The 23,315-nt window shown below is 40.8% G+C and carries 25 protein-coding genes and 1 pseudogene; 9 read left to right on the top strand and 17 right to left on the bottom strand.

The features are described 5' to 3' along the window. Window positions 1-393 precede the first annotated feature (393 nt). The 4 genes from DP117_RS22380 to DP117_RS22365 form a co-directional block, all read right to left on the bottom strand. A complete protein-coding gene (locus DP117_RS22380; protein WP_339381374.1) occupies window positions 394-516 on the bottom strand; it encodes a helix-turn-helix domain-containing protein in 123 nt (40 codons plus the stop codon). Further along, a complete protein-coding gene (locus DP117_RS22375) occupies window positions 516-1,184 on the bottom strand; it encodes an IS607 family transposase (RefSeq protein ID WP_169220444.1) in 669 nt (222 codons plus the stop codon). The genes DP117_RS22380 and DP117_RS22375 overlap by 1 nt, the downstream gene beginning before the upstream one ends. A 138-nt stretch (window positions 1,185-1,322) precedes the next feature. Further along, window positions 1,323-2,162: a M56 family metallopeptidase gene (locus DP117_RS22370; protein ID WP_169220438.1), complete on the bottom strand. Its 840-nt coding sequence runs from the start codon at window positions 2,160-2,162 to the stop codon at window positions 1,323-1,325. Continuing rightward, a complete protein-coding gene (locus DP117_RS22365) occupies window positions 2,162-2,581 on the bottom strand; it encodes a BlaI/MecI/CopY family transcriptional regulator (protein ID WP_169220437.1) in 420 nt (139 codons plus the stop codon). The genes DP117_RS22370 and DP117_RS22365 overlap by 1 nt, the downstream gene beginning before the upstream one ends. Before the next feature lie 600 nt (window positions 2,582-3,181). Here DP117_RS22365 and DP117_RS22360 point away from each other — a divergent pair. The 3 genes from DP117_RS22360 to DP117_RS22350 all read left to right on the top strand — a co-directional run bounded on the left by DP117_RS22360 (window position 3,182) and on the right by DP117_RS22350 (window position 6,311). Next, window positions 3,182-4,324: an ISAs1 family transposase gene (locus tag DP117_RS22360; protein WP_169220436.1), complete on the top strand. Its 1,143-nt coding sequence runs from the start codon at window positions 3,182-3,184 to the stop codon at window positions 4,322-4,324. A 907-nt stretch (window positions 4,325-5,231) separates the two neighbouring features. Beyond that, a complete protein-coding gene (locus DP117_RS22355; protein WP_169220435.1) occupies window positions 5,232-5,396 on the top strand; it encodes a hypothetical protein in 165 nt (54 codons plus the stop codon). Between the two features lie 177 nt (window positions 5,397-5,573). Beyond that, window positions 5,574-6,311: a 2-phosphosulfolactate phosphatase family protein gene (locus DP117_RS22350; RefSeq protein WP_169220434.1), complete on the top strand. Its 738-nt coding sequence runs from the start codon at window positions 5,574-5,576 to the stop codon at window positions 6,309-6,311. Between the two features lie 201 nt (window positions 6,312-6,512). On the opposite strand, the gene DP117_RS22345 is transcribed toward DP117_RS22350, so the two are convergent. The 3 genes from DP117_RS22345 to DP117_RS22335 all read right to left on the bottom strand — a co-directional run bounded on the left by DP117_RS22345 (window position 6,513) and on the right by DP117_RS22335 (window position 10,208). Continuing rightward, window positions 6,513-8,498: a hypothetical protein gene (locus tag DP117_RS22345; RefSeq protein WP_211176281.1), complete on the bottom strand. Its 1,986-nt coding sequence runs from the start codon at window positions 8,496-8,498 to the stop codon at window positions 6,513-6,515. Window positions 8,499-8,702: 204 nt separating this feature from the next. Then, window positions 8,703-8,939 (bottom strand): hypothetical protein, encoded by a 237-nt coding sequence (locus DP117_RS22340; RefSeq protein ID WP_169220433.1) that lies wholly within the window; start codon window positions 8,937-8,939, stop codon window positions 8,703-8,705. A gap of 30 nt (window positions 8,940-8,969) precedes the next feature. Then, the gene (locus DP117_RS22335; protein WP_169220432.1) at window positions 8,970-10,208 is read right to left on the bottom strand and encodes an NAD(P)/FAD-dependent oxidoreductase; all 1,239 of its coding nucleotides are present in this window, start codon (window positions 10,206-10,208) and stop codon (window positions 8,970-8,972) included. A gap of 192 nt (window positions 10,209-10,400) precedes the next feature. On the opposite strand from DP117_RS22335, the gene DP117_RS22330 reads away from it, so the two are divergent. The 3 genes from DP117_RS22330 (at window position 10,401) to DP117_RS22320 (ending at window position 11,493) form a co-directional block, all read left to right on the top strand. Beyond that, entirely contained in the window at window positions 10,401-10,553 is a 153-nt protein-coding gene (locus DP117_RS22330) for a lmo0937 family membrane protein (RefSeq protein WP_169220431.1), read from the top strand. A gap of 266 nt (window positions 10,554-10,819) precedes the next feature. Beyond that, the gene (locus DP117_RS22325; protein ID WP_169220430.1) at window positions 10,820-11,074 is read left to right on the top strand and encodes a hypothetical protein; all 255 of its coding nucleotides are present in this window, start codon (window positions 10,820-10,822) and stop codon (window positions 11,072-11,074) included. Further along, a complete protein-coding gene (locus DP117_RS22320; protein ID WP_169220429.1) occupies window positions 11,071-11,493 on the top strand; it encodes a putative toxin-antitoxin system toxin component, PIN family in 423 nt (140 codons plus the stop codon). The genes DP117_RS22325 and DP117_RS22320 overlap by 4 nt, the downstream gene beginning before the upstream one ends. A gap of 268 nt (window positions 11,494-11,761) precedes the next feature. Here the strand turns inward: DP117_RS22320 and DP117_RS22315 are convergent, their stop codons facing one another. Further along, window positions 11,762-12,571, bottom strand: coding sequence for a class I SAM-dependent methyltransferase (locus DP117_RS22315; protein WP_169220428.1), 810 nt, complete (start codon window positions 12,569-12,571; stop codon window positions 11,762-11,764). Window positions 12,572-12,733: 162 nt separating this feature from the next. Next, a pseudogene (locus tag DP117_RS36415) lies at window positions 12,734-12,841 on the bottom strand (S-layer homology domain-containing protein); the annotation flags it as partial. A gap of 5 nt (window positions 12,842-12,846) precedes the next feature. Here DP117_RS36415 and DP117_RS22310 point away from each other — a divergent pair. Then, entirely contained in the window at window positions 12,847-13,101 is a 255-nt protein-coding gene (locus tag DP117_RS22310; protein ID WP_339381373.1) for a DUF2382 domain-containing protein, read from the top strand. A 224-nt stretch (window positions 13,102-13,325) separates the two neighbouring features. Here the strand turns inward: DP117_RS22310 and DP117_RS22305 are convergent, their stop codons facing one another. The 4 genes from DP117_RS22305 to DP117_RS22290 all read right to left on the bottom strand — a co-directional run bounded on the left by DP117_RS22305 (window position 13,326) and on the right by DP117_RS22290 (window position 15,368). After that, window positions 13,326-14,000 carry a class I SAM-dependent methyltransferase gene (locus tag DP117_RS22305; RefSeq protein ID WP_169220427.1) on the bottom strand — a complete coding sequence of 225 codons (675 nt, stop codon included), beginning with the start codon at window positions 13,998-14,000 and terminating at the stop codon, window positions 13,326-13,328. A 68-nt stretch (window positions 14,001-14,068) separates the two neighbouring features. Beyond that, window positions 14,069-14,542, bottom strand: a complete 474-nt coding sequence (locus tag DP117_RS22300; RefSeq protein WP_169220426.1) for a GNAT family N-acetyltransferase — start codon at window positions 14,540-14,542, stop codon at window positions 14,069-14,071. Window positions 14,543-14,565: 23 nt separating this feature from the next. Next, on the bottom strand, window positions 14,566-14,931 hold the full coding sequence (locus tag DP117_RS22295; RefSeq protein ID WP_169220425.1) for a (2Fe-2S) ferredoxin domain-containing protein: 366 nt from the start codon (window positions 14,929-14,931) through the stop codon (window positions 14,566-14,568). A gap of 44 nt (window positions 14,932-14,975) precedes the next feature. After that, complete coding sequence (locus tag DP117_RS22290; RefSeq protein WP_169220424.1) at window positions 14,976-15,368, bottom strand: cupin domain-containing protein; 393 nt, start codon at window positions 15,366-15,368, stop codon at window positions 14,976-14,978. 86 nt (window positions 15,369-15,454) lie between these two features. Here DP117_RS22290 and DP117_RS22285 point away from each other — a divergent pair, with 86 nt between their 5' ends. Continuing rightward, window positions 15,455-16,111: a TetR/AcrR family transcriptional regulator gene (locus DP117_RS22285; protein ID WP_169220423.1), complete on the top strand. Its 657-nt coding sequence runs from the start codon at window positions 15,455-15,457 to the stop codon at window positions 16,109-16,111. 103 nt (window positions 16,112-16,214) lie between these two features. Here the strand turns inward: DP117_RS22285 and DP117_RS22280 are convergent, their stop codons facing one another. From DP117_RS22280 to DP117_RS22265, 4 genes are all read right to left on the bottom strand, one after another. Then, window positions 16,215-17,021 (bottom strand): glucose 1-dehydrogenase, encoded by an 807-nt coding sequence (locus DP117_RS22280; RefSeq protein WP_169220422.1) that lies wholly within the window; start codon window positions 17,019-17,021, stop codon window positions 16,215-16,217. A gap of 307 nt (window positions 17,022-17,328) precedes the next feature. Further along, window positions 17,329-20,157 (bottom strand): cation-transporting P-type ATPase, encoded by a 2,829-nt coding sequence (locus tag DP117_RS22275; RefSeq protein ID WP_169220421.1) that lies wholly within the window; start codon window positions 20,155-20,157, stop codon window positions 17,329-17,331. Window positions 20,158-20,288: 131 nt separating this feature from the next. Continuing rightward, window positions 20,289-20,723 carry a response regulator gene (locus DP117_RS22270; RefSeq protein WP_169220420.1) on the bottom strand — a complete coding sequence of 145 codons (435 nt, stop codon included), beginning with the start codon at window positions 20,721-20,723 and terminating at the stop codon, window positions 20,289-20,291. 332 nt (window positions 20,724-21,055) lie between these two features. Beyond that, entirely contained in the window at window positions 21,056-21,730 is a 675-nt protein-coding gene (locus DP117_RS22265; RefSeq protein ID WP_169220442.1) for a response regulator transcription factor, read from the bottom strand. A gap of 64 nt (window positions 21,731-21,794) precedes the next feature. Here DP117_RS22265 and DP117_RS22260 point away from each other — a divergent pair, with 64 nt between their 5' ends. After that, window positions 21,795-23,156 (top strand): ATP-binding protein, encoded by a 1,362-nt coding sequence (locus tag DP117_RS22260; protein ID WP_211176280.1) that lies wholly within the window; start codon window positions 21,795-21,797, stop codon window positions 23,154-23,156. The last annotated feature ends 159 nt before the right edge of the window (window positions 23,157-23,315 follow it).

Below are 23,315 nucleotides of genomic sequence, written 5' to 3'. Positions count from 1 at the left end.
TGTAACGAGCGAAAAGCTAGACGGGGATACTGGTCAAGACTAGATTTGCCAGCCCCATTATCCTTACCTTTTGGTTCCAGCGTCAGCCTTATTTCGCTGGCCAACTGTGACGACGGTTCAGACACATCTTCGCTACGCTACTCATGGGTTCTTGCTCGGAGAAAACCAATTTAGGCTATTAGTCTTTACTCCTTTTCACCCCGCTTCAGGCGTTGATGGCTAGTCGCAAACCTGGGGGTGATGCTTTTACCATTGCATCTGTGGAGAAGGACTTTTAACTTCATAATCTAGGATTTTTTGAGTTAATCACCTTCATGGTCAATCAGTTATCAGGCTTTATTCCGGTTGCCCGGTTCATTTACCTGTCACTCCTCCCTAAGTATTACTACTTATTTAGAGTGAACGAATCGCACCGAGTCCCCAATTCCAAGCATGACGAGCTACTCCACAATGCTTGGCTAATGCTATGCGTTGCGCTTTGTTCAATTTCAATTCGGTCTTGAAACCTAACAGCACTACGACACTACGCCAGGTGCTTCAACCGGGGGAACCCCGGCAACGCACTGGCTCTCCTTAACAACTTGAGCCATACCATCAATCAACTTTTTATTCTTCTTGCTTCTAGAACCGTACAAACGCGCTGAAAAAACTGTTATGAGTTCAATCATGTCTTGTACTAGCTCCTGCTCAAACGTCACTTCCTCATTGGACTTGTTGATAATAACTACCTCTGTTTCAAACTCTGCACACATTGCAAAGACTAGCTCTGCACCGAATCTAAGCAGTCGGTCTTTATGAGTCAGTACCAATCTGCCAACATCACCTTGCATGATGCGTTTAAGAAGTTTTTGAAGTCCTTTGTTGTTGTAGTTCAAACCACTTCCGAGGTCTTGGATAGTTTCAAATTGCCATCCATTAGCAGAACTGAACGCTTCCAATACTTGGGCTTGTCGGACTAAATCTTCTTTTTGGTCATGGCTTGAAACACGAGCGTAATTAATTGTTATGCGCTCATCTAACTGCTTCAAATCGCGCGGTGTAATCCGCTTAATGTCTGCTAGATAAAATCTTCTTTGTCCTGTCGGTGAGCGCTCTGAACGAATCTTTCCTGAGTCTGCCCACCTCCTTAAAGTTGTGATTGAGATGCCTAATTCTTTGGCAGCATCTCCAACGCTAATTGTCATTTCTGGGATGTTGTCCATTTTAACTTTATGTTAATGACTACATCCTATTATCTTCTCATTACGGAAGATATGGCAAGAGGTGGCGAGGAATTAAGTTACAGCTTCCAACCCTGATGTCTCGTTCCTTCCTCTGGGAGGTCAAGTATGAAAGATTACAGTTACCAAAGGCAGAAATGCTAAGAGAAAACCATTCCAAGACTGCAAGTGAGACTCTGGTATTATTTCTGGCTGCCCTAACAAAGCTTCTACTCTCTGTTTTAAACGGTCTACGTCACCAGAACCTAATGCAGCGCAGCAAATTTCTGAGGATACAGGGGGACTACTGACAACCAATAAAAGTGATTCTGCAAGTAGTAAAGGATCGACTTGTAAAGCAGCGTGTGCATCAGCGCGTAGTTCGCGCAAGGCTAATAACTCTTGCCACAATGGTTCTGTGTTTGGTAACCACGCGGTGCAGGAACGCACCCAACCCAGCCAGAAAAACCAGAATGTATCTCGGTAATAATAATGTCCTTGTTCGTGGGCTAAGACAGTTTCCAATTGTTCTGGTGAAAGGGTCTGAAGTAATCCTTGGCTGAGGACGAGTTCGGGTTGCCAAAATCCAATTTGACCGGCAAACAGGACTCCTGTGTCCAGAATTCTTACTTGTTTATTTTCAAGATGAATGAGTGAACAGTTGCGAGCAGATTTCACAGACTGCCATCCTCCCCACGCCAGCTTTATACATAAAATGGCAAAAAAGGCAAGACTACTTAATGCCAGCAGATAGCTTAACCAACCTGTTTGTAGCCCGCTCATTTTACCTTGAGGTCCCATACAAATGATGGCGATCGCCGTCATAAAAATGAGCAATGGGGGAAAGAGAAATAAAAATAGTACATATTGCCATCGCTCATTCCAAGTTCCTTGAGATTGTGTCCATTGATATCTTGTCCAACAAGCAATAAACAAAGCAGTGACAATCATAATAAGATGCATTATTGTTCCTCCCTGATTTGACGTGCGGCTTGAATACGTTTGGCGATCGCCTGTATTTGCTCAGAAGCAGTTTCATCCAAGCTATCTGCAAAAGCAGCAATAACATCGGGGTTACCCACCGCCAGAAATCGCTGTAACTGTTCGTGCGCTCTAATTACCTCTGCTTGCTGTTTTGTCAACAATGGTTGCCAAAAGTATGCTCGTCCTTTTTTAATGCAAACTAGCCACCCTTTATCAGTGAGGCGACGCAGTACAGTGGTCACAGATGTGTAAGCAAGTTCTCGGTTAGGGTCAGTTAGAATGCGGTCGTGTACGTCTTTGACTGTAGCAGAACCAAGTTCCCAGATGATATTCAAAATTTCTCCTTCTAACGGACCTACAGACAGTTGTTTTGGACGATAATTAGGTAAAGGTGCCATATAAGTTTGGGATTTTAGATTTTAGACTGGGGATTGTTAGCTGTTAGTTGTTGTCGAAAAGCACCACTAATCCCTCACTAGTCACCATAGCAGCAGGAATAGCCTTAGTTTGGTAGTAGAGGACAATCTGAATATTAAACCGAGTTTTTACAAAATTTGCTCTTTATCAAATCGCCTTACATCCCCATCCGCCATGCGGTGGGGATGTAAGGCGGTGAATGACGAAAGCACCTCGTTTCGACGTTGACCACCGCTTAACGAGAGGACGGGGTGCTTGAGGCGGGGTCTTACACGTAAAAAAATGTTAGCGAAGCGGACCGCAGGTCAGGGCAAACGCACCTTAAAGTGGCACATATATGATTGACTATTAAATATATATGTGCATTGAAGACAGATAGTATTAATGATAGGTTAAGACAGTCTAGATTTTGACTAATAAAAATGATAATCAAAAAAAGAGAGGGGGGGTGGAAAGGCGAGCCAAGCTCGCCTTTCCACCCCTTATACGCAATTATCATTATCAATATCACCAATATTTGATGAGTAAATTTAATATTTTTCGGTAAAATTTTCTAAATCAGTGATTTGAGACTACTTTCAATGAAGCTCAAACCAAAAATTACCATTACAGAACATTTTAGTGACATAGATGATCCAAGAGTCGAACGCTCAAAACTACACCAATTAACAGATATTATCACCATTGCTATTTGTGCCGTGATTTGTGGCGCAGACACCTGGGAGGATATTGAACTCTTTGGTGATGCAAAATATGAGTGGTTTCAAAAATTTTTGGAGTTGGAAAATGGAATTCCATCTCACGATACATTTGCTCGTGTCTTTTCACGTATAGATCCTAAACAATTCCAAGAATGTTTTCTTAGTTGGGTAAAATGTGTTGAGAAGTTAACTGATGGAGACTTAGTCGCTATCGATGGCAAAACTTTACGCCATTCTTATGATAGAAAAAATGAGAAAGCTGCTATTCACATGGTAAGTGCTTGGAGCAGATCTCAAAGATTAGTATTAGGGCAAGTTAAAGTTGATGAGAAATCGAATGAGATTACAGCCATTCCGGAATTATTAAATCTTTTATGTCTCAAAGGTTGCATTGTAACTATAGATGCGATGGGTTGCCAGAAAGATATTCTTAAAAAGATTATTGAAAAAGATGGAGACTACGTTATTACTTTAAAAAAGAATCAAAACTCTTTGTATCAAAGGGTAGAAGAGCTATTTAAGCAAGCAATTACAAACAAATATGAAGGATTTTCTTATAGCAATATTCGTGTTTCAGAACCGGCTCATGGTCGTAATGAAACAAGACATTGCGTAGTGTTGAGTAATGTTAAAGAACTCATAGACCCAGAGGGTAAATGGGACAGTTTATATTCTGTAGGCATGATAGATTTCATGCGGACATACAAGGGGAAAACTAAATTAGAAACTCGTTATTTTATTAGTAGTCTGCCTAACGATGCCGAATTGTTAGCTCAATCTATACGTGGTCACTGGAACATTGAAAATCAATTACATTGGGTTTTAGATGTAGCCTTTCATGAAGATAATTGTCGAATTAGAAAAGATAATGCTCCTCAAAATTTTGCAAGATTAAGGCAGATTGCCCTTAATCTTTTAAATCAAGAAACAACTCTTAAAAAAGGAGTAAAAAGAAAACGAAATAAAGCTGGGTGGGATAATGAATATTTGGCTCAAGTTCTAGCTGGAATTTATACATCCTAAATTCCGGTAGAAATTGGTTAAATTTTTAATTGGTATACATGATACCGTATTTTTTTATGCGAATTAATTTACTTTTTTCCGCTACATATTACATTTAATTATAGACATTTTAGTAAAGTTAAGCTTTTGCTAATGAAAGATAGCGATCGCATTACTGGAAGGCGATATTACAAGCCTTAAACTCAACCGTGTTTGGTTTGTGAAAATTTAGATGCGTTTGCCCTGGACCGCAGGTCGTCAGCCTTTGTTTTGTTGATCTGTCTTCCAAGTCGCGTACTCGTAGTCATAAGGCTGGCTCATTTTTTCGGGGACAATGCGTCGGAATTAACTATCTCCAGGTTGGCTGACGAAGGGTCTTAATATAGTCGCGAATCACCTCAGATATACTCAAACTTTTGTTTTTGGCGTAGTCTTGAACTAAGTTAAATTCTTCTTCTGTTAGCCTGATTTTGATACTTTTTTCCCTTGCCATCGTGGGTCTATATGGAGTACAATTCAAGTATAGCAAAAAGCAATCCACCACAAAAATGTGAGTTAGACCGGATGTCATCGGTATAAAAGATGGGGACGTACGAAAGGCTAGGGATTGGGCTGATGAACAGAGGGTAAGGCAAGTCCTCTTTAAAAACCTAGTCGTTACCTAACACGTAGCGCGTGAACCTAGTAAAAAAACAACTTAAAAGACAGCGTACCGTGGGGCACACGGGAACGTAGGGAAAGGCAGAAAACGGCTTTTAAGGCACTGTCAAGAAGTACCTGAAAGCTTGGGGAGAGATGCCCTCTAGGTCTTTCGTGAACTGGCTCGACACTTGGTCGCCAATGACGGGTGTTTTGTTTAGATATTGCTCACCAGATGAGACGCGAAGCGAAAGCGGTTCCTCTTAGGAACTAGGTTTAGGGCTGCTCGATGAACCAAGAATCCCCACCTTCAGCGGAAGGCAAGGTGGGGAGTGTCAATTCAGATTACAGCAAAAAGCCTAATGCCTACGGCACGCTTAAGTGTCGTCTAAATAGTACAATTAACGTGTCAGTACAAGACGTTAAAACTTACCCCAAGACTTGGGGTAAGTAGACGTCCTACACTCGAATCGACGAGGTTTAAGGAAACAACAGCACGCTCTGGTGAGCAAACGTGTTGTGCCGGGGAACCTAAAAGACAAAATATACAGGGTGAAATCCTTGTAGAATCCCACACCTTCTGGGCGTGGTAGTGTCAAGGCAGTAGTATTCAATCAGGTGTACTTAAGGCGTGAAGCTATTCGTTTACCACACTCCGGAATTGACTCCAATAGATTTAGTGCCAGAATGCGCGATCGCAGTCGATGTACTGCGAGCTACAACAACAATGGCAACTGTCTTAGCGGTTGGAGGTGAAGCTGTCCAAGTATTCAGTGATTTGGAGCAACTCATGGCAGTGAGTGAGAAATACTCCCCTCAAAAACGTCTGCGAGCAGGAGAACGTGGCGGTTCAAAAGTTCCTGGCTTTGATTTGGGGAATTCTCCTCTCGACTGTACTCCGGAACTTGTGAAGGGACGGCGCTTGTTCATCAGTACCACCAATGGCACCCGCGCTTTACAAAGAATACAAGACGCGAAAGTAGTGCTAGCAGCTGCTTTTGTCAACCGTGCTACAGTCGTGCGGTATGTATTAGAAAAGCAACCAGAAACAGTCTGGATAGTCGGTTCAGGTTGGGAAGGGAGTTTTTCCCTAGAAGACACAGCGTGTGCTGGTGCTATAGCCCATAGTATTTTACAGCAAACCAACTTGCCACCCGACGAACAAGCAGGTAACGATGAGGTCTTTGGTGCTATAGCGCTTTACTCTCAGTGGCAAGACAATTTGTTGGGACTTTTCCATCATGCTAGTCATGGTAAACGCCTCTTGCGCCTCAACTGTCATGAAGATCTGAAATATTGTTCTCAAACTGATATTTTAGATGTCTTGCCAATACAGCAAGAACCAGGAGTTTTAATCAATCAGAAGTAAAACAAATAACCAAACAATTCTTTTTTGACTTTTGCTTTTGTCCCTTTCTAGACAGTAGTCAGGGAAGGGCTTAAAAGCTTTTTTTCTTCAACTCAAAAACATCTCAACTGAAAGCTTTTTGTCTGTGAATAATGGGTGCTTTATTTCTGCCACGCTGTACTAGTTTGAAATGTTGTATGAAACGTTGCTTTAATATTCTTCTCATGTTTCATTCTCAGCTAAGGTAATCAGTGCATCATTAAAATTGAGACTGAGTTGCTTATCCAGACTTGGTACTAAGTCAATACCAAAATTTTTATTTCTATCCTGAATCAGTGTGTTAATTCTCACGCCAATACACAATTCGTCACGTTCTTGTGCAGCTTTTACACAGTCAGCGAAAGTCAAATTTCCAAGTTGTGCGCTTGAAAAGTAAAGCGATATGGGCTTGATATATAACTCGCTCCCCTCTACTGAGAATAAATCGTGATAGATTGACATCACATCAGGCTCTTGAGAAACTTGAGCTAGAATTTTAGAGACAAATTGATTTGTCAGGAGAAAGTCTTTAACACCTGCTTTGATAACCAAGTCGGTGTCTTCAGAGTCAATGATTTCTGCAATCAATTCGGTGGTGACTTGGTTTTCGGTTTGAGCGGTATATTCTCGGAAAATTTGCCGTAATTCTAACAAAATCGTGAGGGTTTTAGCGTCAATTTCCTCGGCATTTTCACCTCTACCTGCTAAAATTGAGATGCTATTATATTCATAGGGTTTGAGGAGAACAAGCTGCTCAACAGAGTCCAGATTAACTTGCAGAGCATCCATCTTAATGTGTGGATAACTTTTGGCAATATTGTCAAATTCAGCTTGTATTTTTGATGTTAAATCCTCTACCACCAGGTTAACCTCTGAACCAGAGATCAGGTATTTGGCATATTCACTGAGTGTAATAAGAGTTTTGCTATTCCAGCCAATAATAAGATGCTTTTCAGGTTTTCGCTCTAGAGTTTTGCAATAGTCACCATAGCCAAAATTCTTAGGTTGCACGACAGGTTGTGGATGAAACTGGATGGTTGAGTCGTCTTCTGCTAGGATGATAATTTCATCATTTTCAGCTAGCTGGTAATCTTTGTTTGGTTTTATTGTTAGGGTGGCATCTGCATGACGGACACCTATAGGTATACCATTTGAAAAATGAAATGGTAATTCACCAAAATTCAAGTTTTGCCAACCTTTTTCTGCACGATAGAAATAGAATTCGTTACCTTCAAAACCTACCAAGTTTAAATAAACTGTTGCTAATCCTACACTCCGTGAAGTTTGAACTAAAATCCGAGCTAAAATATCAGCTTCATTAAGAGTGGTGACTGTTCCTGGAGCAATATTTTCAGCGAGTCGGCGATATTGCTGCGAGTGCAATTCTACTATAACAGGTGGCAAGGAATCTTCTTCATTAGCTGCTAGCACTGCCAGGATTGCTTTGACAGCTCGTGCATCAGCTAAAGTCTTCGATTCTTCCGAGTCTGAAGCTTTGGCATCATTCAAAATGATCACTGATTTAGCAACTTTGACTGCAACTTTATTCAGATCATTTAAATTAGTAATTAAGCCATTACGAGTAACCACTCGTGTGGTTTTCAGTTCACCTAAATTATTTCGGAGGAAATTATCCATCTCCTCCTTCTGCTTTTGAGACAGGATAACAACAACTGCGTCTGCAACGGATTCATTAGCAACGATTAACTCTTTGATAATATCTATGACTCTGTCGCTGAATCCTAAAATGAGCGTATGATTTTCTTCTATGACTGGGCTTTTACCCTGACGCAATATCTGAAGTCTTGATTCAAATTCCTGGGTAATGAAAGCTACCAGGCTGGAAAATAAAACTAAGCCGATAAAAATTGTGACAACACCAATAATCTTAGTAGCAACATTGGCCTCATCTCCTGTGTCTCTTAGCCCAATGAGTTGTACGAATATCTCCCAGTACAGATCTGGAGATTGTTCTGGATTTGTATTAGGAAATAACTGTTCAGATATATAACGGGCAATTGTCATGACAACAAAAGCACCTATAAATAAGGACAGTAATGCCAGAAAGACTGACAATCCTCCTTTCGACATAAAGTTGTCGAAGTTATACTGTAGGCGCTTCTGCCAAGAGGCTTCTGAGCGAAAATTTCTCTTAATGTTGCTAGTCAAATTTACTTCTAACCTTTATCAATCATTATTGGTAATCACTAATAGGTAATTGGATTAAGCGTGACTCATTATCTATTCACAGATTACCAGTTACCACTGAGCGAGCGCATGCAATCAATACCCGTATAAGTAGTATTTGAAGTGCATATATTTATTCGATACTCAACTATGAGTGTACCACTTGAAGGTGCGTTTGCCCTGTGATTAGCCGTTTATGGAACCTCTGAGGCTTTTAAGGAACTCTAGCTTTGTCGCAAACTTTGTTGCAAAATGGTGAGTGATTTCTGCAGGAGTCAGTGGTAGTACTGTTGTTCCAGGTCGGATTGGTTGTAATGCAGCATTCAGACTGCAATTTGAACTACTAGCTTTTCTATACACAAACCCGGAACTCATACCAGGTATCCGAAAATAATCGCCTATTTGTAGTTGTTCAAAAGTCATTAAAGAATCTCCAGTAATTTTGAGACTATTTTAGACAAGTTCTGAGTTAACTGCTCCCAACCCTGCTAAATATCCTGTCGTCCAAGCACTTTGAAAATTAAAACCGCCAGTCACACCATCAATATCCAAAATTTCTCCAGCAAAGTGAAGCCCAGGAACTAATCGACTTTCCATTGTTTTAAAGTTGACTTCTTTAAGGTTGACACCGCCACAGGTGACAAATTCTTCCTTAAAAACTCCTTTGCCCTTTATTTGGTAATGTCCTTGAGTAAGTTCTTGTACCAACAGGTTGAGTGTTTTGTTTGATAATTCTGCCCAACGGTCTTCTTTTGTGACTCCCGCACGTGAGATAATGTATTGCCAAAGACGATGGGGTAAGTCTACGCCGCGATGCAAGGCGATCGCCCGTTTTGCGACTTCATTTTTAACTGCTAGTAACTTCTGCCGGACTTCTTCTGGCTTAAGATGGGGTAGCCAACTCACAAGTAAAGTCGCTTGATAGTTGTTTGAATGCAAGACTCTCGCACCCCATGCAGAAAGTTTTAGCACAGCAGGACCACTGAAACCCCAATGGGTAATGAGTAATGGTCCTGTTTGTTCTAGTTGAGGGTGTCCTGGGATGCTTAAACGCAAGCGCACAGGGTTGACGCTTATACCAGCCAACTTCAAAACTTTTTCATCAATGATATTGAAGGTAAATAACGAGGGAACTGGTGGTTCAATTGTGTGTCCCAACTTTTGTGCTATTTTGTAGCCTATGGGATTGCTACCTGTAGCAAGTAGCAAGCTATTACACTCTAAAACCTCTCCCGACTTTAAAGAAATTTCAAAATGAGTACTGAGTGGTTTGACAGCAACAATCAGCGTTCCTGTACGTATGTGTACACCAGCTGTTTTTGCAGTATTTATCAGACAGTTGACTATAGTTTCAGAACTATCAGTAATGGGGAACATTCTGCCATCAGCTTCAGTTTTGAGGGGTACTCCGTGGGTAGCAAACCAAGCGACTGTATCCTTAGCTTGAAAGCGCGTGAACGCACCTAGCAAGGCTTTTCCCCCTCTAGGATAATTTTGTACCAATCCTGATGGATCGAAACAAGCTTGAGTGACGTTGCAGCGTCCACCACCAGAAATGCGAACTTTTACCAGGACTTGGCGACTGGCTTCGAGTATTGTCACTTGCGCATGAGGGTTAGCTTTGGCTGCTGCGATTGCACCAAAAAAACCAGCCGCGCCACCACCTACAACTATAACCCGTAGCGGTTTCACTTGTTCTGTTCTCCTCTCATTTTTTTATATTAATTTAAGTCACCATTAACCCTTGTTGCACTTTCGTTCTAAGTGCCCGGTTTGATATCATAGAGATGAGTATGGTTAAAAATTTGTGTCTCAATTATTTTTTGTTAGTCAATTAGAATTATTCTGATAGAAATCCTCTACTCTAAACCGGAATCAAAAATTATGTTAGGCATACTTTGGGGTCTTGTCGTTTTACTGTTTGCTTTCTGGGTATTGGGGCTGGTACTTCAAATTGCAGGGAATCTCATTCATATCGCGTTAGTTTTAGCCATTACTCTTGCGATCTATAATTTTTTCAAAGCGCGTGATGTATAAGTATAACGACTTTGCAGACAGAATCTGAATTTTTTGCATAGTTATGTCATGTTCCATACCTACTTTTGGTAGAGTTATTTAAACCCTCTATAAATTCTAGACTAACCAAAAGCGTGGATTCATGAAAGTTATTCATGATATTTGGATACCCAAGGCAGTGGCTGAGTTTATTCAGCCTGGGTCTTTTTATCTGTGGCTATAAACCCCTGAACTCAAAAAACCTCGTAACAAAAATCAACAAAATCACCCTGGACATCTAGCACAGTATGATTGTCAAAGTAACAGATGATGGAAAACTAGAAATACCATCAGAATTGTTAGAAAAACTAAAGCCATTGACTGAGTATGAAGTTTCAGTCACAGAAGATGAAATTGTGTTCAAAAAAATCCGTAAACCACTAACATTAAAAGAATTAAGAAGACGAGTACAAGAAGCAGGTTCAGACCCCAATCAACCTACACTGAAAGAAATCAGTCAGATAGTCAAGGAAGTTCGACAAGAACTTTGGACTGAAAAATGAAAGTTGTCGTTGATGTTAACGTTTGGATATCAGCTTTGTTGTGGGGAGGTGTACCAGATAAAGTTTTAATACTTGCAGAAGATAATCAAATTACTATTTTTGCTTCTGAAGCTTTATTTCTAGAATTAGAAACAACTTTACGCCGTAGAAAATTTCAGTCCAAAATCCAATCTTTAGATTTGAATGTAGATGATGTCATTAATGCAACAAGAGATGTCATACAGATGTGTCCAGATATTTCTGTTGATGCACCTCAATTACGCGATTCCAAAGATAATAAAATTTTAGCTGCAGCTGTTGCAGCGAGTGTGGAAGTCATTATTACTGGTGATTTAGATTTACTAGTCTTGACTGAATTTAATCAAATTCCCATTTTGACACCTCAAGATTTTCTCTCTCGCTATTTTTCTGAAAGCTGATATTAGTTAATACTAGTTAATACTGTTCAAATAAGATACTTCACTACCCAATTACAGTACGTGGATATTCTATCAAATTTTGACAGAAATTTTTCTGATAAGTAGGTCAACCTAATTAAACGTAAAATGTCATTACGAGCCGAAGCCGCGAGGCGTTCGGCGATAGCCGTGGCGGGCAACGCAGTGCAGCGTAGACCCCGGAGGGGGCTTCCCGCAGGGTAGTAATCGCAAAAATTCTATCTTACGTTTTTCAATGTTGACCTACTTATTAGACCGCTCTGTAAGCCCATATTTCAAACTTAGCTTCGGAAGAAAGAACTTCTTCTAGAGAGCCGTAATGCTTAATACAAAACTCCTCAAGCTCATTCATTATTTCGTTAAACATCTCATCTGGTACTTGCCAACATAAGCCGTATGCTCGTGATTTCAAAAAACTTAGTAGTTCCCTAACAGTGTTTTTAACTGTCCATTCTTTAGCAATAAAATAATTTGACTTGACTCCTCTACCGTAGAAATATTCTTCCACATCTATTTCTTGAATAATTGCATTAATACGCTTGGATTCTTGCTTACCACCCTCATACTTAGCCAGGATAGCTCGAAAATAATCTTCAAATTCTTTGCGGGCTGGTGGTGTAATCCATTGACAATTAAGATAAAAACCTCCAGGTTTCAATACTCGATTAATATCATCTAAAAATGCTCTCCAATCAGAAACGAAATGAAGCATATGAACAGTTAGTACAACGTCGAAACTATTGTCTAGAAAAGGCAAATGTGAAGCATCAGCATGAATCAACTTCAAATTTTGGGGAGTTTCATTAAATTTCTGACGGAACTGAGCAAGCATTTCTGAAGAAATATCAATTCCTGTCACTGAATAACCACGCTTGACGAAAGGAAGAACATTTAAGCCTGTACCAACACCTGGTTCTAAAAAAGATGTCTCAGGTGTTGCACAAACAAGTTTAAGGATAAAGTCTGCCACTTCCTCTGCTACTGACTCTGTTAACCAGCGCGTGCGATCGTAGATTTGTGCAATGTTATCGTAATAGTTAATCTTTTTCTCTCTCGCCATTTTCCTGAAAGCTGATATGAGTTAGTACACTTCAGATAAAATAACCCGGCGTTGCGGGTTACTACCCCGGAATACCCTGATCACCAATCCCGCGCGCTCAATTGGCGATTTTACATTCCTGGCAAAAACGTAATTTTACTCTTGCTTCTGAACTTGTACCTTTCCGTGTTGATACGCTGACTCAATGGGACGAGTAGCCCAATAGCCAGCAGGAATGTCTTTATATACAGCACCACTTTTTACCTGGCGAATTGGCGGTTGGTCAAAAGCGAGTTGTGATTGAGCGAGTGACTCCAGAAAACGCTCTTCAACCTGTTTCTCCTGGGGAAGCTGCTTTCCGCTCTGGAGAAGTCGCACGTATGGATATCTACGAACAGAAGCCTGATATTCACAAACAAGCCGTCTTACGTGAAGAAGTCAGAATCAGGAAACAAGTAGAGCAAGAAATGGTTAACTCGCAAGAACAGGTTCGTCGAGAAGAGCTAGATGTGGATACCGAAGATCATCCGATTGTAGATAAAAATAGGTGACAAATTCTCAAATCACACATTAAGGCTTGCTGTCATTCTTAAGTTTTCATTTATTTAGACCACATTTTTGCGTTCTTCTTTGCGCCTTTGCGTGAGGTAAAAAAATGTGGTTCATTTAGCTGAAAATAGCTCTAAGGTTTCTAGGAGTAGGCATTTTCAAGCAACCCGGTTTTTCACTCAGGTGCAAAATCTAAGACTACCCAATTTCAGTACGCTCATATTCATCAGAGTTTGACAGAATACTCAATTCCGTCTTCAAGCGGTAGCCTAACTGAGACAAAACTATGAGCAGGATTACGGATATAATCCAGATAGGGTGCGAGGTCATCTCGGAAAAGCTCTACATCATCAGCCACAATGACAGAACCTTGCCGAAGGTTACCCAACACAAGATGTAAAACGTCCAAATAGATGTCTTTCCAGCCATCAAGAAAGAGTAAATCTATTGTGTTGTTGTAACGCAACGTCTGGAGAGCATCACCAGCACGAATCTCGACGAATTGTGATAATCCTGCTTCTGCAAGATTTTGATTTGCCTTAGCAACCTTACTGTTTTCAAGCTCTGAACCGACAACTAATCCGCCACCATTATCGCGCATGGCGGCAGCAAAATAGATTGTAGAGACACCGTAAGACGTACCGAATTCAACAATGTGTTTGGCAGAAATAGAACGAGCGACTCCATAAAGGAATCTGCCAATATCCCTTGAAATCGGTAGCAGCGCCTCGCGGAACATTCCTGATTTCTGTTCAGAACTTGAGGACTTCCAATCAGAACCACTCTCCATAACCTGCTGAATCATCGTAGCGTCGTTAGTGTCAGCTAAGGTATGCAGCCGTTCAAGAACAGCTTGTACTTCTGGAAGTAATAATGTTGAGTTGGTAGTTACTGAATTCATGACATATTCTCCTGACAATAATCATCTTTACTAGAGGAAATATTATGAGCGGCATAACAACGAAGAAGTTAAACCGCACTTCTTAGAAACTTCTCCATTGCATAATTAGTGAAAGTTTCTCCGCGACGAGTCACTTGTTGTTCTTTCACAACCGAGAATCCCATATTTTGGAAAAATGGCTTTGCGGTAATACTCGCCTCAGTAAACAAACAATCCAACCCTAATTCCAATGCTTTTGCCTCAATTGCCTGATAGATTTGACTCCCTACTCCACGACGCTGATAGTTCTTATGGCAATAAAAGCAATCAATATGACCATTAGATTCTAGCTCTCCAAAACCAACAATTATTCCCTTATCATCTGCAACGTAGGTAAATCTTTTTAAACAAACTTCTGACCAGTTTCTAAAGTAAATATCATCTGGTGCCCACGCTTTAACTTGATTATTTGAGTAATCGCGAATGTTAATTTCACGTACTGTTTCGTGGAATAACTGTGCTATTTGCTCGGTGTCTTGTGTACGAAACAACCGTATTTCCATGACAATCACTTTTGTAAGATATTCTATATCTTACACCGTTTCAGTGGCTGTCCATTGACAAGATGACTTTCAACCAGTTCGGCAATATCTGCACGTTTGAGATGACCGTAATAATGTTTATTAGAAGCAATCTTTTTCTGAATTTTTGTAGGTAACCACGACGGTTCATGAAGCTTAGGTTGATATATTAAAGCAACGGCTCCTGCTTCACAATTGTCTAAACAACCAGAGCGACGAATTTCTACCTGATGTTCTAGCTGTCGTTGTGAAATCTCTTCTTGAAAAGCTTCATAAATTTCCAGTGCTCCACAGTTATGACAACAACCCTCTGGATCATTGGCATCACGTTGTTTTGTACAAACAAATACACGATATTTAGCTGAATTCATAATTTATTGTTCCTCGCTTACTTAGTCATAGTTGTTAGTAATGGTTATTCTAAATGTTGTTGATGTACTGCTAATCTTTCAGTTTGCAAGTTTACACCATTCTCAACTCTTGCTGAATTGCCATCTTTAGGTGAGACAAACAAGATATGTAGTTCCTCCACAATTTCCACAGAATGTTCAGCATCTTTCGGAATCCAGAGAATATCTCCTGCACCAATTTCTACAACCTGTTTTTGCCCATCAATTAACGCAATGAAACGCGCTCTTCCTGACAGAATGATTAATAGTTCTTCGCCCTGATGATGAGTTTCCCAAAAACCCTGTGCATCCTTGACTTTGACAACTCCCAGAAGGTGTGAGTTATTGAACACTCCGAACAGGCGCGGGTTGATACCTGATAATTGGTTCAGTTCTGCCGAAAGAGTAAATTTCTTCATGGCTGCTTGGTAAAATGTGAGTTATAAATCATATCATATGAGTTATAACTCATTTTTTGCAACTCGCATTTTATTACATTACTCAAATGCCTCGCAAAATTTCTACGACACCCCGAAAATTACCACAACAAGACCGTTCCAAAGTGACAGTTGATGCTATCCTGAGTGCAACTGCTCGCATTCTGACTGAAGAAGGCTACGATAAAGCAAGTACAAATCGGATTGCAGAGTTAGCTGGAGTCAGCATTGGCTCGCTGTATCAGTACTTCCCAAACAAAGAAGCTTTGGTTGCTGCGCTTGTTTCACAGCACACAAACGAGATGGTTGAGCTTGTCGAATCAAAATTGAGCGATTTGTTTGATGTACCGCCTGAAGTTGCAATACCCGAATTAGTGAAAGCAGTGATTTCAGCTCACGCGGTGAATCCAATGCTGCATAAAGTGTTGGATGAGGAAGTTCCTCGTATAGGTAGGCTCAAGCAAGTCGAAAACGCAGAAGAACAAATTAACGCTATGCTTCGAGCTTACTTGGAGAGATGGAGCGATGATCTTACAGGAAGCCGCTCAAAGGGCGATCGCCCCAAACCACAAAACCTCGATTTGACTGTGTTCATTCTAGGACGCACTGTTGAATCTTTATGTCATGCAGCAGTCATTGAACATCCAGAATTGCTGAGTGATGGGCAGCTTGAACAAGAAATTGCAAATCTTTTGTTGTCCTACTTGTTAGAAAAAATGTCATGAGCACGAATTGAAGTCAAAACTTAAGTTACATAGCCTTAAGTTTTGGCTTCTGCTAATTTATCTTTTCGTCTATCGAACTCACGTTATCTTTCTCATATATTTCTTACGAAGACCAAGGCTCGCGAAAGCTGGGGTAAAGTGTTAATCCACCATCAATAAACAAGGTTTGACCAGTAATATAAGCTGCTTCATCTGAGCAAAGAAATGCGACAGCCGCTGCCATTTCTTCTGATGTTCCAGCGCGACCCATAGGAATATTACTTTCAACTTCAGCTTTTGCCTTTGGATCATTAATCCACGAATTGTTAATTGGTGTTATTGTTGCTCCTGGTGCAATTGCATTCACGCGAATGTTACGAGATGCGTATTCCAAAGCTAAAGAACGGGTGAGATTTTCCATTCCTCCTTTGCTCACAGAGTACCCAATATATTGAGGTTTGGGAATAATTTCATGAACGCTGGATATATTAATAATGACTCCACTCTCTTGACGATAAAGGAAGTGTTTGAGTGCTTCACGGGCGCAGATGTATGCACCTCGGAGATTTACGGAAATAACTTTGTCAAAATTTTCTGTTTTAATTTCATGAGCTGCACCTTCAATTTGAATGCCAGCGTTGTTAATTAAAATATCTAATTTGCCAAACTTTTCTACAACAGTAGCTACCATTTTGATGACATCTTCTTCTTTGGAAACATCAGCTTGGACTAAGATGCTTTCAACACCACAACCTCGAATTTCACCGCAAGCATTCTCTACCATTTCTTCAGTCTCTTTAGCATCTTCTGGGCTTTTCCTGTAGTTGATAGCAACGTTTGCTCCTTCTTGAGCAAATCTCACTGCAATTGCTTGCCCAATTCCCGAACTGGCACCTGTGACTAACACACTCTTACCTTTTAAACCTTTCATCACCATTAAACCTTTTTCAAGAAGTACTTTGTAATTGCACTGAAGTGCAACTACAATCCTATCGACTTTATTGCAAACGAACTGAGGGTTTAAATCCTCTCCCGATGGATGTATCTGAATTCACAAGAAAGTCAAAGTGATAGAGAAAATGACAAAGCATATTTCATAAAGAATCTGCTTTGTCAATACGTAATAAAATATAAAAAAGTAAAAATTATTGCACCCAGGTTAAGCCCAAGAATTTGAATTTTGTGCCTCCTGCGAAGGAGCTAGGAACTCCTAGGAAATATGTTTGAGCAATAAGTAGTTAGTCAATTGGATCGATACGGTTAACGAAGATAGCCAGCCCTATCATTGGCAATACTGGAATAAGACAAATGAGCCACTGATTCCAACTCAGTGGGGCAGTTTGAAATAAGGTGTTCATTATGCTCCACTGGCTAAAGATGATTTGCAGTAAAACAGAGCCAAGAATACCAAGCGTAATAGCCGGAGCATCTTTAATTGCTGTTGCTCTTCCTAGTAGTTTGGCAACAATTGCTCTACCCCATTGGCTAATACTCAATAAATATACAATTCTCCCAAGAATCAGCGCTTGGATTGCCATTGTCCGGGCGATCGCAATGTCTCCTGTTGTACGACGTACACATTCAAACATCCCAAAAATCAAAATCCAGTTGAAGGCAGAGACAGCAAAAATTCGCCAAAGCAACTGCTTTGATAGTAAGGGTTCGCGAGGATTGCGTGGGGGTTGCTGCATCACCCGATTGGACTTTGGTTCAAATGCCAATGGAACAGTCATGGCGACAGAGTTGACCATGTTCAGCCACAGGATTTGCAAAGATAAGATAGGCAATTCCCATGCCATCAAGGCGCTGAGCAGAATTGTCATCGATTCGCCACCATTGACAGGTAGGATGAAGGCGATCGCCTTTCGCAAGTTTTGGTAAACCGTTCGTCCTTGCTCGACGGCTGCTTCTATTGAAGCGAAGTTGTCATCTACCAGCAGCATATCAGCAGCTTCTTTGGCAACATCTGTTCCTGCGCCGCCCATTGCAATGCCAATATCCGCCTGTTTGAGGGCAGGTGCATCATTGACTCCATCCCCTGTCATTGCGACAATCTCACCTTTAGATTGCAACGCTTCGACAAGACGCAGTTTCTGGGCGGGAGCAACTCTGGCGAAAACGACTCCTGTTTCTGCTGCTTGTACCAGCTCGCCATCATTCATCTGTTCTAATTGTCGTCCCTCAAATGCCAACACCTCACCATCTTTTTGCAACCCCAGTTTTTTGGCAATTGCTACTGCTGTCGTTTTGTGGTCTCCAGTGATCATCTTCACCTGAATTCCAGCAGAGTGACAGGCTTGGATAGCTGGAAACACTTCTTGACGTGGGGGATCAATCATCCCTTGTAAACCCAGAAAAATGAGTTCTAACGCAATATCTTTATGATCCAAGGATTTAGAATTGCTGTCCACTAACTTCTTAGCAAAAGCAAGGACTCGTAGACCTTGTTTTGCCATTGTCTCTACTTCTAATTCTACAGAGGCATGGTCTAGAGGAACGGGTTTACCACTGGCATCCAACATCTGCTGACAACGACTTAAAACAGCTTCTACCGAGCCTTTTACATAAATCGTTCTTTTTGAAGAATCTGGAGTGAAAGATAAGCTGTTTGTACGTTTATCGTTTGTCTTTGTGCTATGCAACGTAGCCATATATTGGTAATCAGACTCAAAAGGAAGAGTATCCAACCTCGGCATAGCTTCTGTGAGCTTAGACTGACTCAAGCCAGCTTTTCTGGCAGCAACAACTAAAGCGCCTTCAGTCGGATCGCCAACAACAAACCATTGATTCTGTTTAGGTTCGAGATGAGAGTCATTGCACAGCAAACCTGCAATCAGACATTCCCGCACAGATTGTAAATGATAAGCATTCAACTTTGAGTCAGCATCCAAAATACGCCCACCAAAATGAATGGGTTGAGAAGTAGACATCTGTGTGATTGTCCCCTCCAAGCTATAACCCACACCGCTAACGGTGTACCGTGTGCCACCAGCGTATATGAGTTGAACTGTCATCTGGTTTTCTGTCAGGGTACCAGTTTTGTCAGAACAGATGACCGTAGCACTACCCAATGTTTCTACAGCTGGGAGTTTACGGATAATAGCTTGACGACGTACCATTCGTGCCACCCCAATTGCTAAAGTAATAGTGACGACTGCGGGTAACCCTTCAGGAATAGCGCTCACAGCCAGTGCGATCGCAGCCTCAAACATCTCCACCCAAGAGCGTCCTTGTCCTAACCCCAGGACAAAGGTAAAGCTCGCAAGTATTAAAATAATGTAAAGTAGGGTTCGACTAAACTTGTCAAACTTGCGAGTTAAGGGTGTACTTAGACTTTTGCGTTCTTCTATTGACTGGGATATTCTTCCTAATTCCGTAGAATTACCAATAGCAACAACAATGCCTTGCCCTTGGCCAAAAGTCACAAAGCTTCCTGTGTAAGCCATGTTGTGACGCTCTGCTAAAGGAGTCTCTGCACTGAGTAACTTGGTATTTTTTCTCACAGGCTGTGACTCTCCTGTGAGGGAAGACTCATCTACTTGCAAGTTGCGCGTACTGACAAGCCGCAGATCAGCCGGAACTTTATCACCAGAACTGAGGACTACTAAGTCTCCTGGCACTAATTCCCTAGCAGAGATGCGAGCCTTTTTCTCACCACGTATGACAGTCGCCTCTGTGGTTACTGCTTTTGCAAGAGCAGCAATAGCTCCTTGGGCCTTCGACTCTTGCACGTAACCAACAATCGCGTTGAGAACTGTCACGCCCCAAATCACAGTAGCATTTGTCCAAGAACCTAGTATCGCCTTGATGGCTCCTGCCACTAACAGGATATACAACAGCGGTTGGTTAAATTGCAATAAAAACCGCAGCCACGCACTTTTCTGGGGTTTGGTGGCTAGTTCATTCGAGCCACACTCAGATCGTCGGCGTTCAACTTCAGTAGATGTTAACCCCGTTTGTAAGTCGGTTTCTAGGAAAAAGGCAGCTTCTGTAAAATCAACATGATGCCATTGATTCTGGAAAGACTGGTGAGCATTTGTCACTGACTTGTCTAGGGAAATTGTCATAACCACGCTTCCTTTAGCAAAGGTAGAGCACCAATTAATTACAAATTAATTAAAAATTAATTTATTAAGCTGTTACACATTTTATTTGGATACAGTTAGAAGGTAGAATGCTTATTTTTAAGCCTGACTTTCTAGCTTTGAAACGTGAAATCATTAAAGTCTATCTGCATATTCTTAGTCATCTCTCCCTCTTTGAACTCTTTTGAGAAAAGTAAAGCAGTGACTCTCTTTAGTAATGCATTCATAAAAACGGGTTTGGTCAAGTAAGCATCTGCACCAAGTTCCATTCCTCGACGATAATGAGTTGCGTCTTCTTCAGATGTCAAAAAGATAAAAGGAATATTTGCAATGGTTGGGTTCTGACGGAGTGACTGTAGAACTCCGTATCCATCCATTTCTGGTAACTGAATATCGCAAATGACTAAATCTGGTTTCTGCTTTTGGATTGTAGATAACCCGCTTTTCCCATCATTAGCTAGCAAAACTTGAAACTCTTGAGATTCTAAAAAATCATTCAGGCAGTGTTGGTAAGTCAGGTCATCTTCAATAACTAGAATTGTTTGCATTTTCGTTACCTTTTCTTTAGTCAAGATATTGTTCAACTGAAAGCTTAAGAGTGAAGTATGCTGAGGCTGGCAAGGATAAAGTTTGAAAAAAGTTTCTTGTCGTTCTCTATGCTTTACACTTCATCCTTCTGTTCAATCTTCAATTTTGATTGACTCTTTGTGTAATAAATTGATTCTTGCATTGAAGCAAGAATCAATTGGGTGATGTGTTAGAGGAGTTGTACTTACACAACTAGCCTATTCTAAGGAAGTGGAAAAACTAGGGAGAAATCGGGTAGAAACCGGGTAGTCATTTCTCGATGATGTAGGAAAATTATCCTCCCCCTAAGCCCTTAAAACTGCTTGAGACGATAACCAAGTCCATGCACCGTCTCAATGAAATCATCCGGCGCACCGACTTCCCTAAGTTTTTGACGTAAGCTTTTGATATGGGACTTGACGGTTTCCTCGCTGGGTGGATCTTCTAGCGACCAAACTCGCTCAATAATACCTGGTCTACTCAAAACTCGCCGACCGCTAGAAACTAATAGTTCTAGAATGGCATACTCCTTTGGGGTTAAGTTTAAAAGTAGCTCTTCGTATGTGACTTCATATGTACTAGGATTGATGCACAAACTTCCCCAAAAGATTTTTGAGCCTGCTGTAGAACTACCTCTTCGCAACAGCGCCCGCACGCGAGCCATTAATTCTCCTAAGTCAAAGGGCTTGACCATGTAGTCATCTGCCCCTGCATCTAATCCCATAATTTTATCAGCAATAGTGTCGCGGGCAGTTAGGATGAGAACGGGGATAGTAAAGTGATGATTGCGCAGTTGCTGACAAAACTTAATCCCGTCTAGCTTTGGTAAAGTAATATCTAGCAAAATTAAGTCATAATCTATTGTTTCCACGTAGTCCAATGCTGCTTTACCATCCTGTACGACATCCACCACATACTGGCGGTTAGTCAGCGCCTCTGTCAGCATATCTGCAATTTGAACATCATCTTCAACAACTAAGATCCGCATCACAATTTGAGATTTTTGGTTTTAGATTTTAGGTTACCAAGTTCAGGCGATTATCAACTGGCATATGGAAAGAAAGTGGATTGTAGGTGGTTTTGGTTTAACAGTATTGCTGACGGGCATTATTAGTTTTATTTCTTACCAAAATGCAACAAGTGTTGCGGAAAGTACTAGCAAACTAAAACGAACTCATGAAGTTTTAGAAACCCTTATTGATGTTCTTGCTACCTTGAATGATGCTGAATCTGGACGACGTGGTTACATACTTTCTGGAGATAAGTCTGAGCTCAAACGATACAATCTTGCTATTCAGTCAATTGACCCCAAACTCTACAAATTGAGAAAATTTGTGGATAAAAATCCTAACCAGCAGCAACGATTGGCAAAGCTAGAATCCTTGTTAGACAAAAGGCTTGTTCTATCTCAGCAGTCTATTAGCCTATTCCAAAAAGGCAAATTCTCCCCAGCAACTCAAAATTCCCTAGCAAATACTCTTAGTAAGCGCAATTTACATAACATCCAACAAGTTATTGACCGAATGCAACTTGAAGAAGAACAAGCACTCGAAGTCTGGGTTAAAGAATCGAAATCTAGCATTCAGTCAAGAATGCTAATTGAAATTATAGGAACTTTTGTTACCTTTGTTATCCTCTTTGGGGTATATGCTCAACTTTATCGCCAAATGATGAAGCGCCAGCAAGCAGAAATTCTTCAACGCCAGTTACTTCAAGAAAAAGAATTAGGTGAACTTAAACTTCAGTTTTTCTCAATGGCTTCTCACGAATTTCGCACTCCTTTAAGTGTCATTCTGGGTTCATCTCAGCTCTTAGAAGAAACCCTCCAGTCTCACATTGAAAAACAAAAACTTAAGAATCTTTATCGCATCCAATCTTCCGCTCGGTTAATGGCTCAACTTCTCTCAGATATCCTAACCTTAGCAAGAGCAGAAGCTGGTAGGCTTGAGTACAAACCTGAACTAGTAGAAATGCAAACTTTTTGTCTCAATTTAATTGAAGATATCCAAACTTTAAGTAAGGATCGACATTCTATTAGTTTTGATCAACAGGGTAGTTCTACTCATGCTTGGGTAGATGAAAAATTGCTTTACTCAATCCTAAGTAATCTGCTTTCTAATGCTATCAAATATTCATCGGAAAGGAAAAATATATACTTTACTTTAAAATCGGAACCAGAAGCAGTCACCTTTTATATTAGAGATGAAGGTATTGGTATTCCGAAAGAAACAATAACACAACTGTATGAGCCTTTCCAACGAGGCAATAATGTCAGAGGAATTTTAGGTACGGGCTTGGGGTTAGCAGTAGTCAAAAAATGTTTGGATTTACATCAAGGAAAAATTACTGTGGAGAGTGTAGTAGGAGTTGGAACAACCTTTACAGTGATCATTCCTCAAAACATGAGATCTTGATACTCTCTACTCAAATCATTCTGGGTACTGAATAGAGTGTCTAAACAGCACAGCTTTTGACAGTTATCAGTTATCAGTTATCAGTTATCAGTTATTAATTTTTCACGCTCTTACTGTGTACTGTGTACTGTAAGGTTCTGTGAAAATTTTTAATCAGAA

The sequence above is a fragment of the Brasilonema sp. UFV-L1 genome (assembly GCF_012912105.1).
Classification (GTDB): Bacteria; Cyanobacteriota; Cyanobacteriia; order Cyanobacteriales; family Nostocaceae; genus Brasilonema.
This window is presented reverse-complemented; position numbering and strand designations above follow the sequence as displayed.

What these genes read in the sequence shown, in the direction of transcription:
- DP117_RS22375 (WP_169220444.1), bottom strand. Translation starts at nt 1,184, where the DNA reads ATGACAATTAGCGTTGGAGATGCTGCCAAAGAATTAGGCATCTCAATC.
- DP117_RS22370 (WP_169220438.1), bottom strand. Translation starts at nt 2,162, where the DNA reads ATGCATCTTATTATGATTGTCACTGCTTTGTTTATTGCTTGTTGGACA.
- DP117_RS22365 (WP_169220437.1), bottom strand. Translation starts at nt 2,581, where the DNA reads ATGGCACCTTTACCTAATTATCGTCCAAAACAACTGTCTGTAGGTCCG.
- DP117_RS22360 (WP_169220436.1), top strand. Translation starts at nt 3,182, where the DNA reads ATGAAGCTCAAACCAAAAATTACCATTACAGAACATTTTAGTGACATA.
- DP117_RS22355 (WP_169220435.1), top strand. Translation starts at nt 5,232, where the DNA reads ATGAACCAAGAATCCCCACCTTCAGCGGAAGGCAAGGTGGGGAGTGTC.
- DP117_RS22340 (WP_169220433.1), bottom strand. Translation starts at nt 8,939, where the DNA reads ATGACTTTTGAACAACTACAAATAGGCGATTATTTTCGGATACCTGGT.
- DP117_RS22330 (WP_169220431.1), top strand. Translation starts at nt 10,401, where the DNA reads ATGTTAGGCATACTTTGGGGTCTTGTCGTTTTACTGTTTGCTTTCTGG.
- DP117_RS22325 (WP_169220430.1), top strand. Translation starts at nt 10,820, where the DNA reads ATGATTGTCAAAGTAACAGATGATGGAAAACTAGAAATACCATCAGAA.
- DP117_RS22320 (WP_169220429.1), top strand. Translation starts at nt 11,071, where the DNA reads ATGAAAGTTGTCGTTGATGTTAACGTTTGGATATCAGCTTTGTTGTGG.
- DP117_RS22315 (WP_169220428.1), bottom strand. Translation starts at nt 12,571, where the DNA reads ATGGCGAGAGAGAAAAAGATTAACTATTACGATAACATTGCACAAATC.
- DP117_RS22305 (WP_169220427.1), bottom strand. Translation starts at nt 14,000, where the DNA reads ATGAATTCAGTAACTACCAACTCAACATTATTACTTCCAGAAGTACAA.
- DP117_RS22300 (WP_169220426.1), bottom strand. Translation starts at nt 14,542, where the DNA reads ATGGAAATACGGTTGTTTCGTACACAAGACACCGAGCAAATAGCACAG.
- DP117_RS22295 (WP_169220425.1), bottom strand. Translation starts at nt 14,931, where the DNA reads ATGAATTCAGCTAAATATCGTGTATTTGTTTGTACAAAACAACGTGAT.
- DP117_RS22290 (WP_169220424.1), bottom strand. Translation starts at nt 15,368, where the DNA reads ATGAAGAAATTTACTCTTTCGGCAGAACTGAACCAATTATCAGGTATC.
- DP117_RS22285 (WP_169220423.1), top strand. Translation starts at nt 15,455, where the DNA reads ATGCCTCGCAAAATTTCTACGACACCCCGAAAATTACCACAACAAGAC.
- DP117_RS22280 (WP_169220422.1), bottom strand. Translation starts at nt 17,021, where the DNA reads ATGAAAGGTTTAAAAGGTAAGAGTGTGTTAGTCACAGGTGCCAGTTCG.
- DP117_RS22275 (WP_169220421.1), bottom strand. Translation starts at nt 20,157, where the DNA reads ATGACAATTTCCCTAGACAAGTCAGTGACAAATGCTCACCAGTCTTTC.
- DP117_RS22270 (WP_169220420.1), bottom strand. Translation starts at nt 20,723, where the DNA reads ATGCAAACAATTCTAGTTATTGAAGATGACCTGACTTACCAACACTGC.
- DP117_RS22265 (WP_169220442.1), bottom strand. Translation starts at nt 21,730, where the DNA reads ATGCGGATCTTAGTTGTTGAAGATGATGTTCAAATTGCAGATATGCTG.
- DP117_RS22260 (WP_211176280.1), top strand. Translation starts at nt 21,795, where the DNA reads ATGGAAAGAAAGTGGATTGTAGGTGGTTTTGGTTTAACAGTATTGCTG.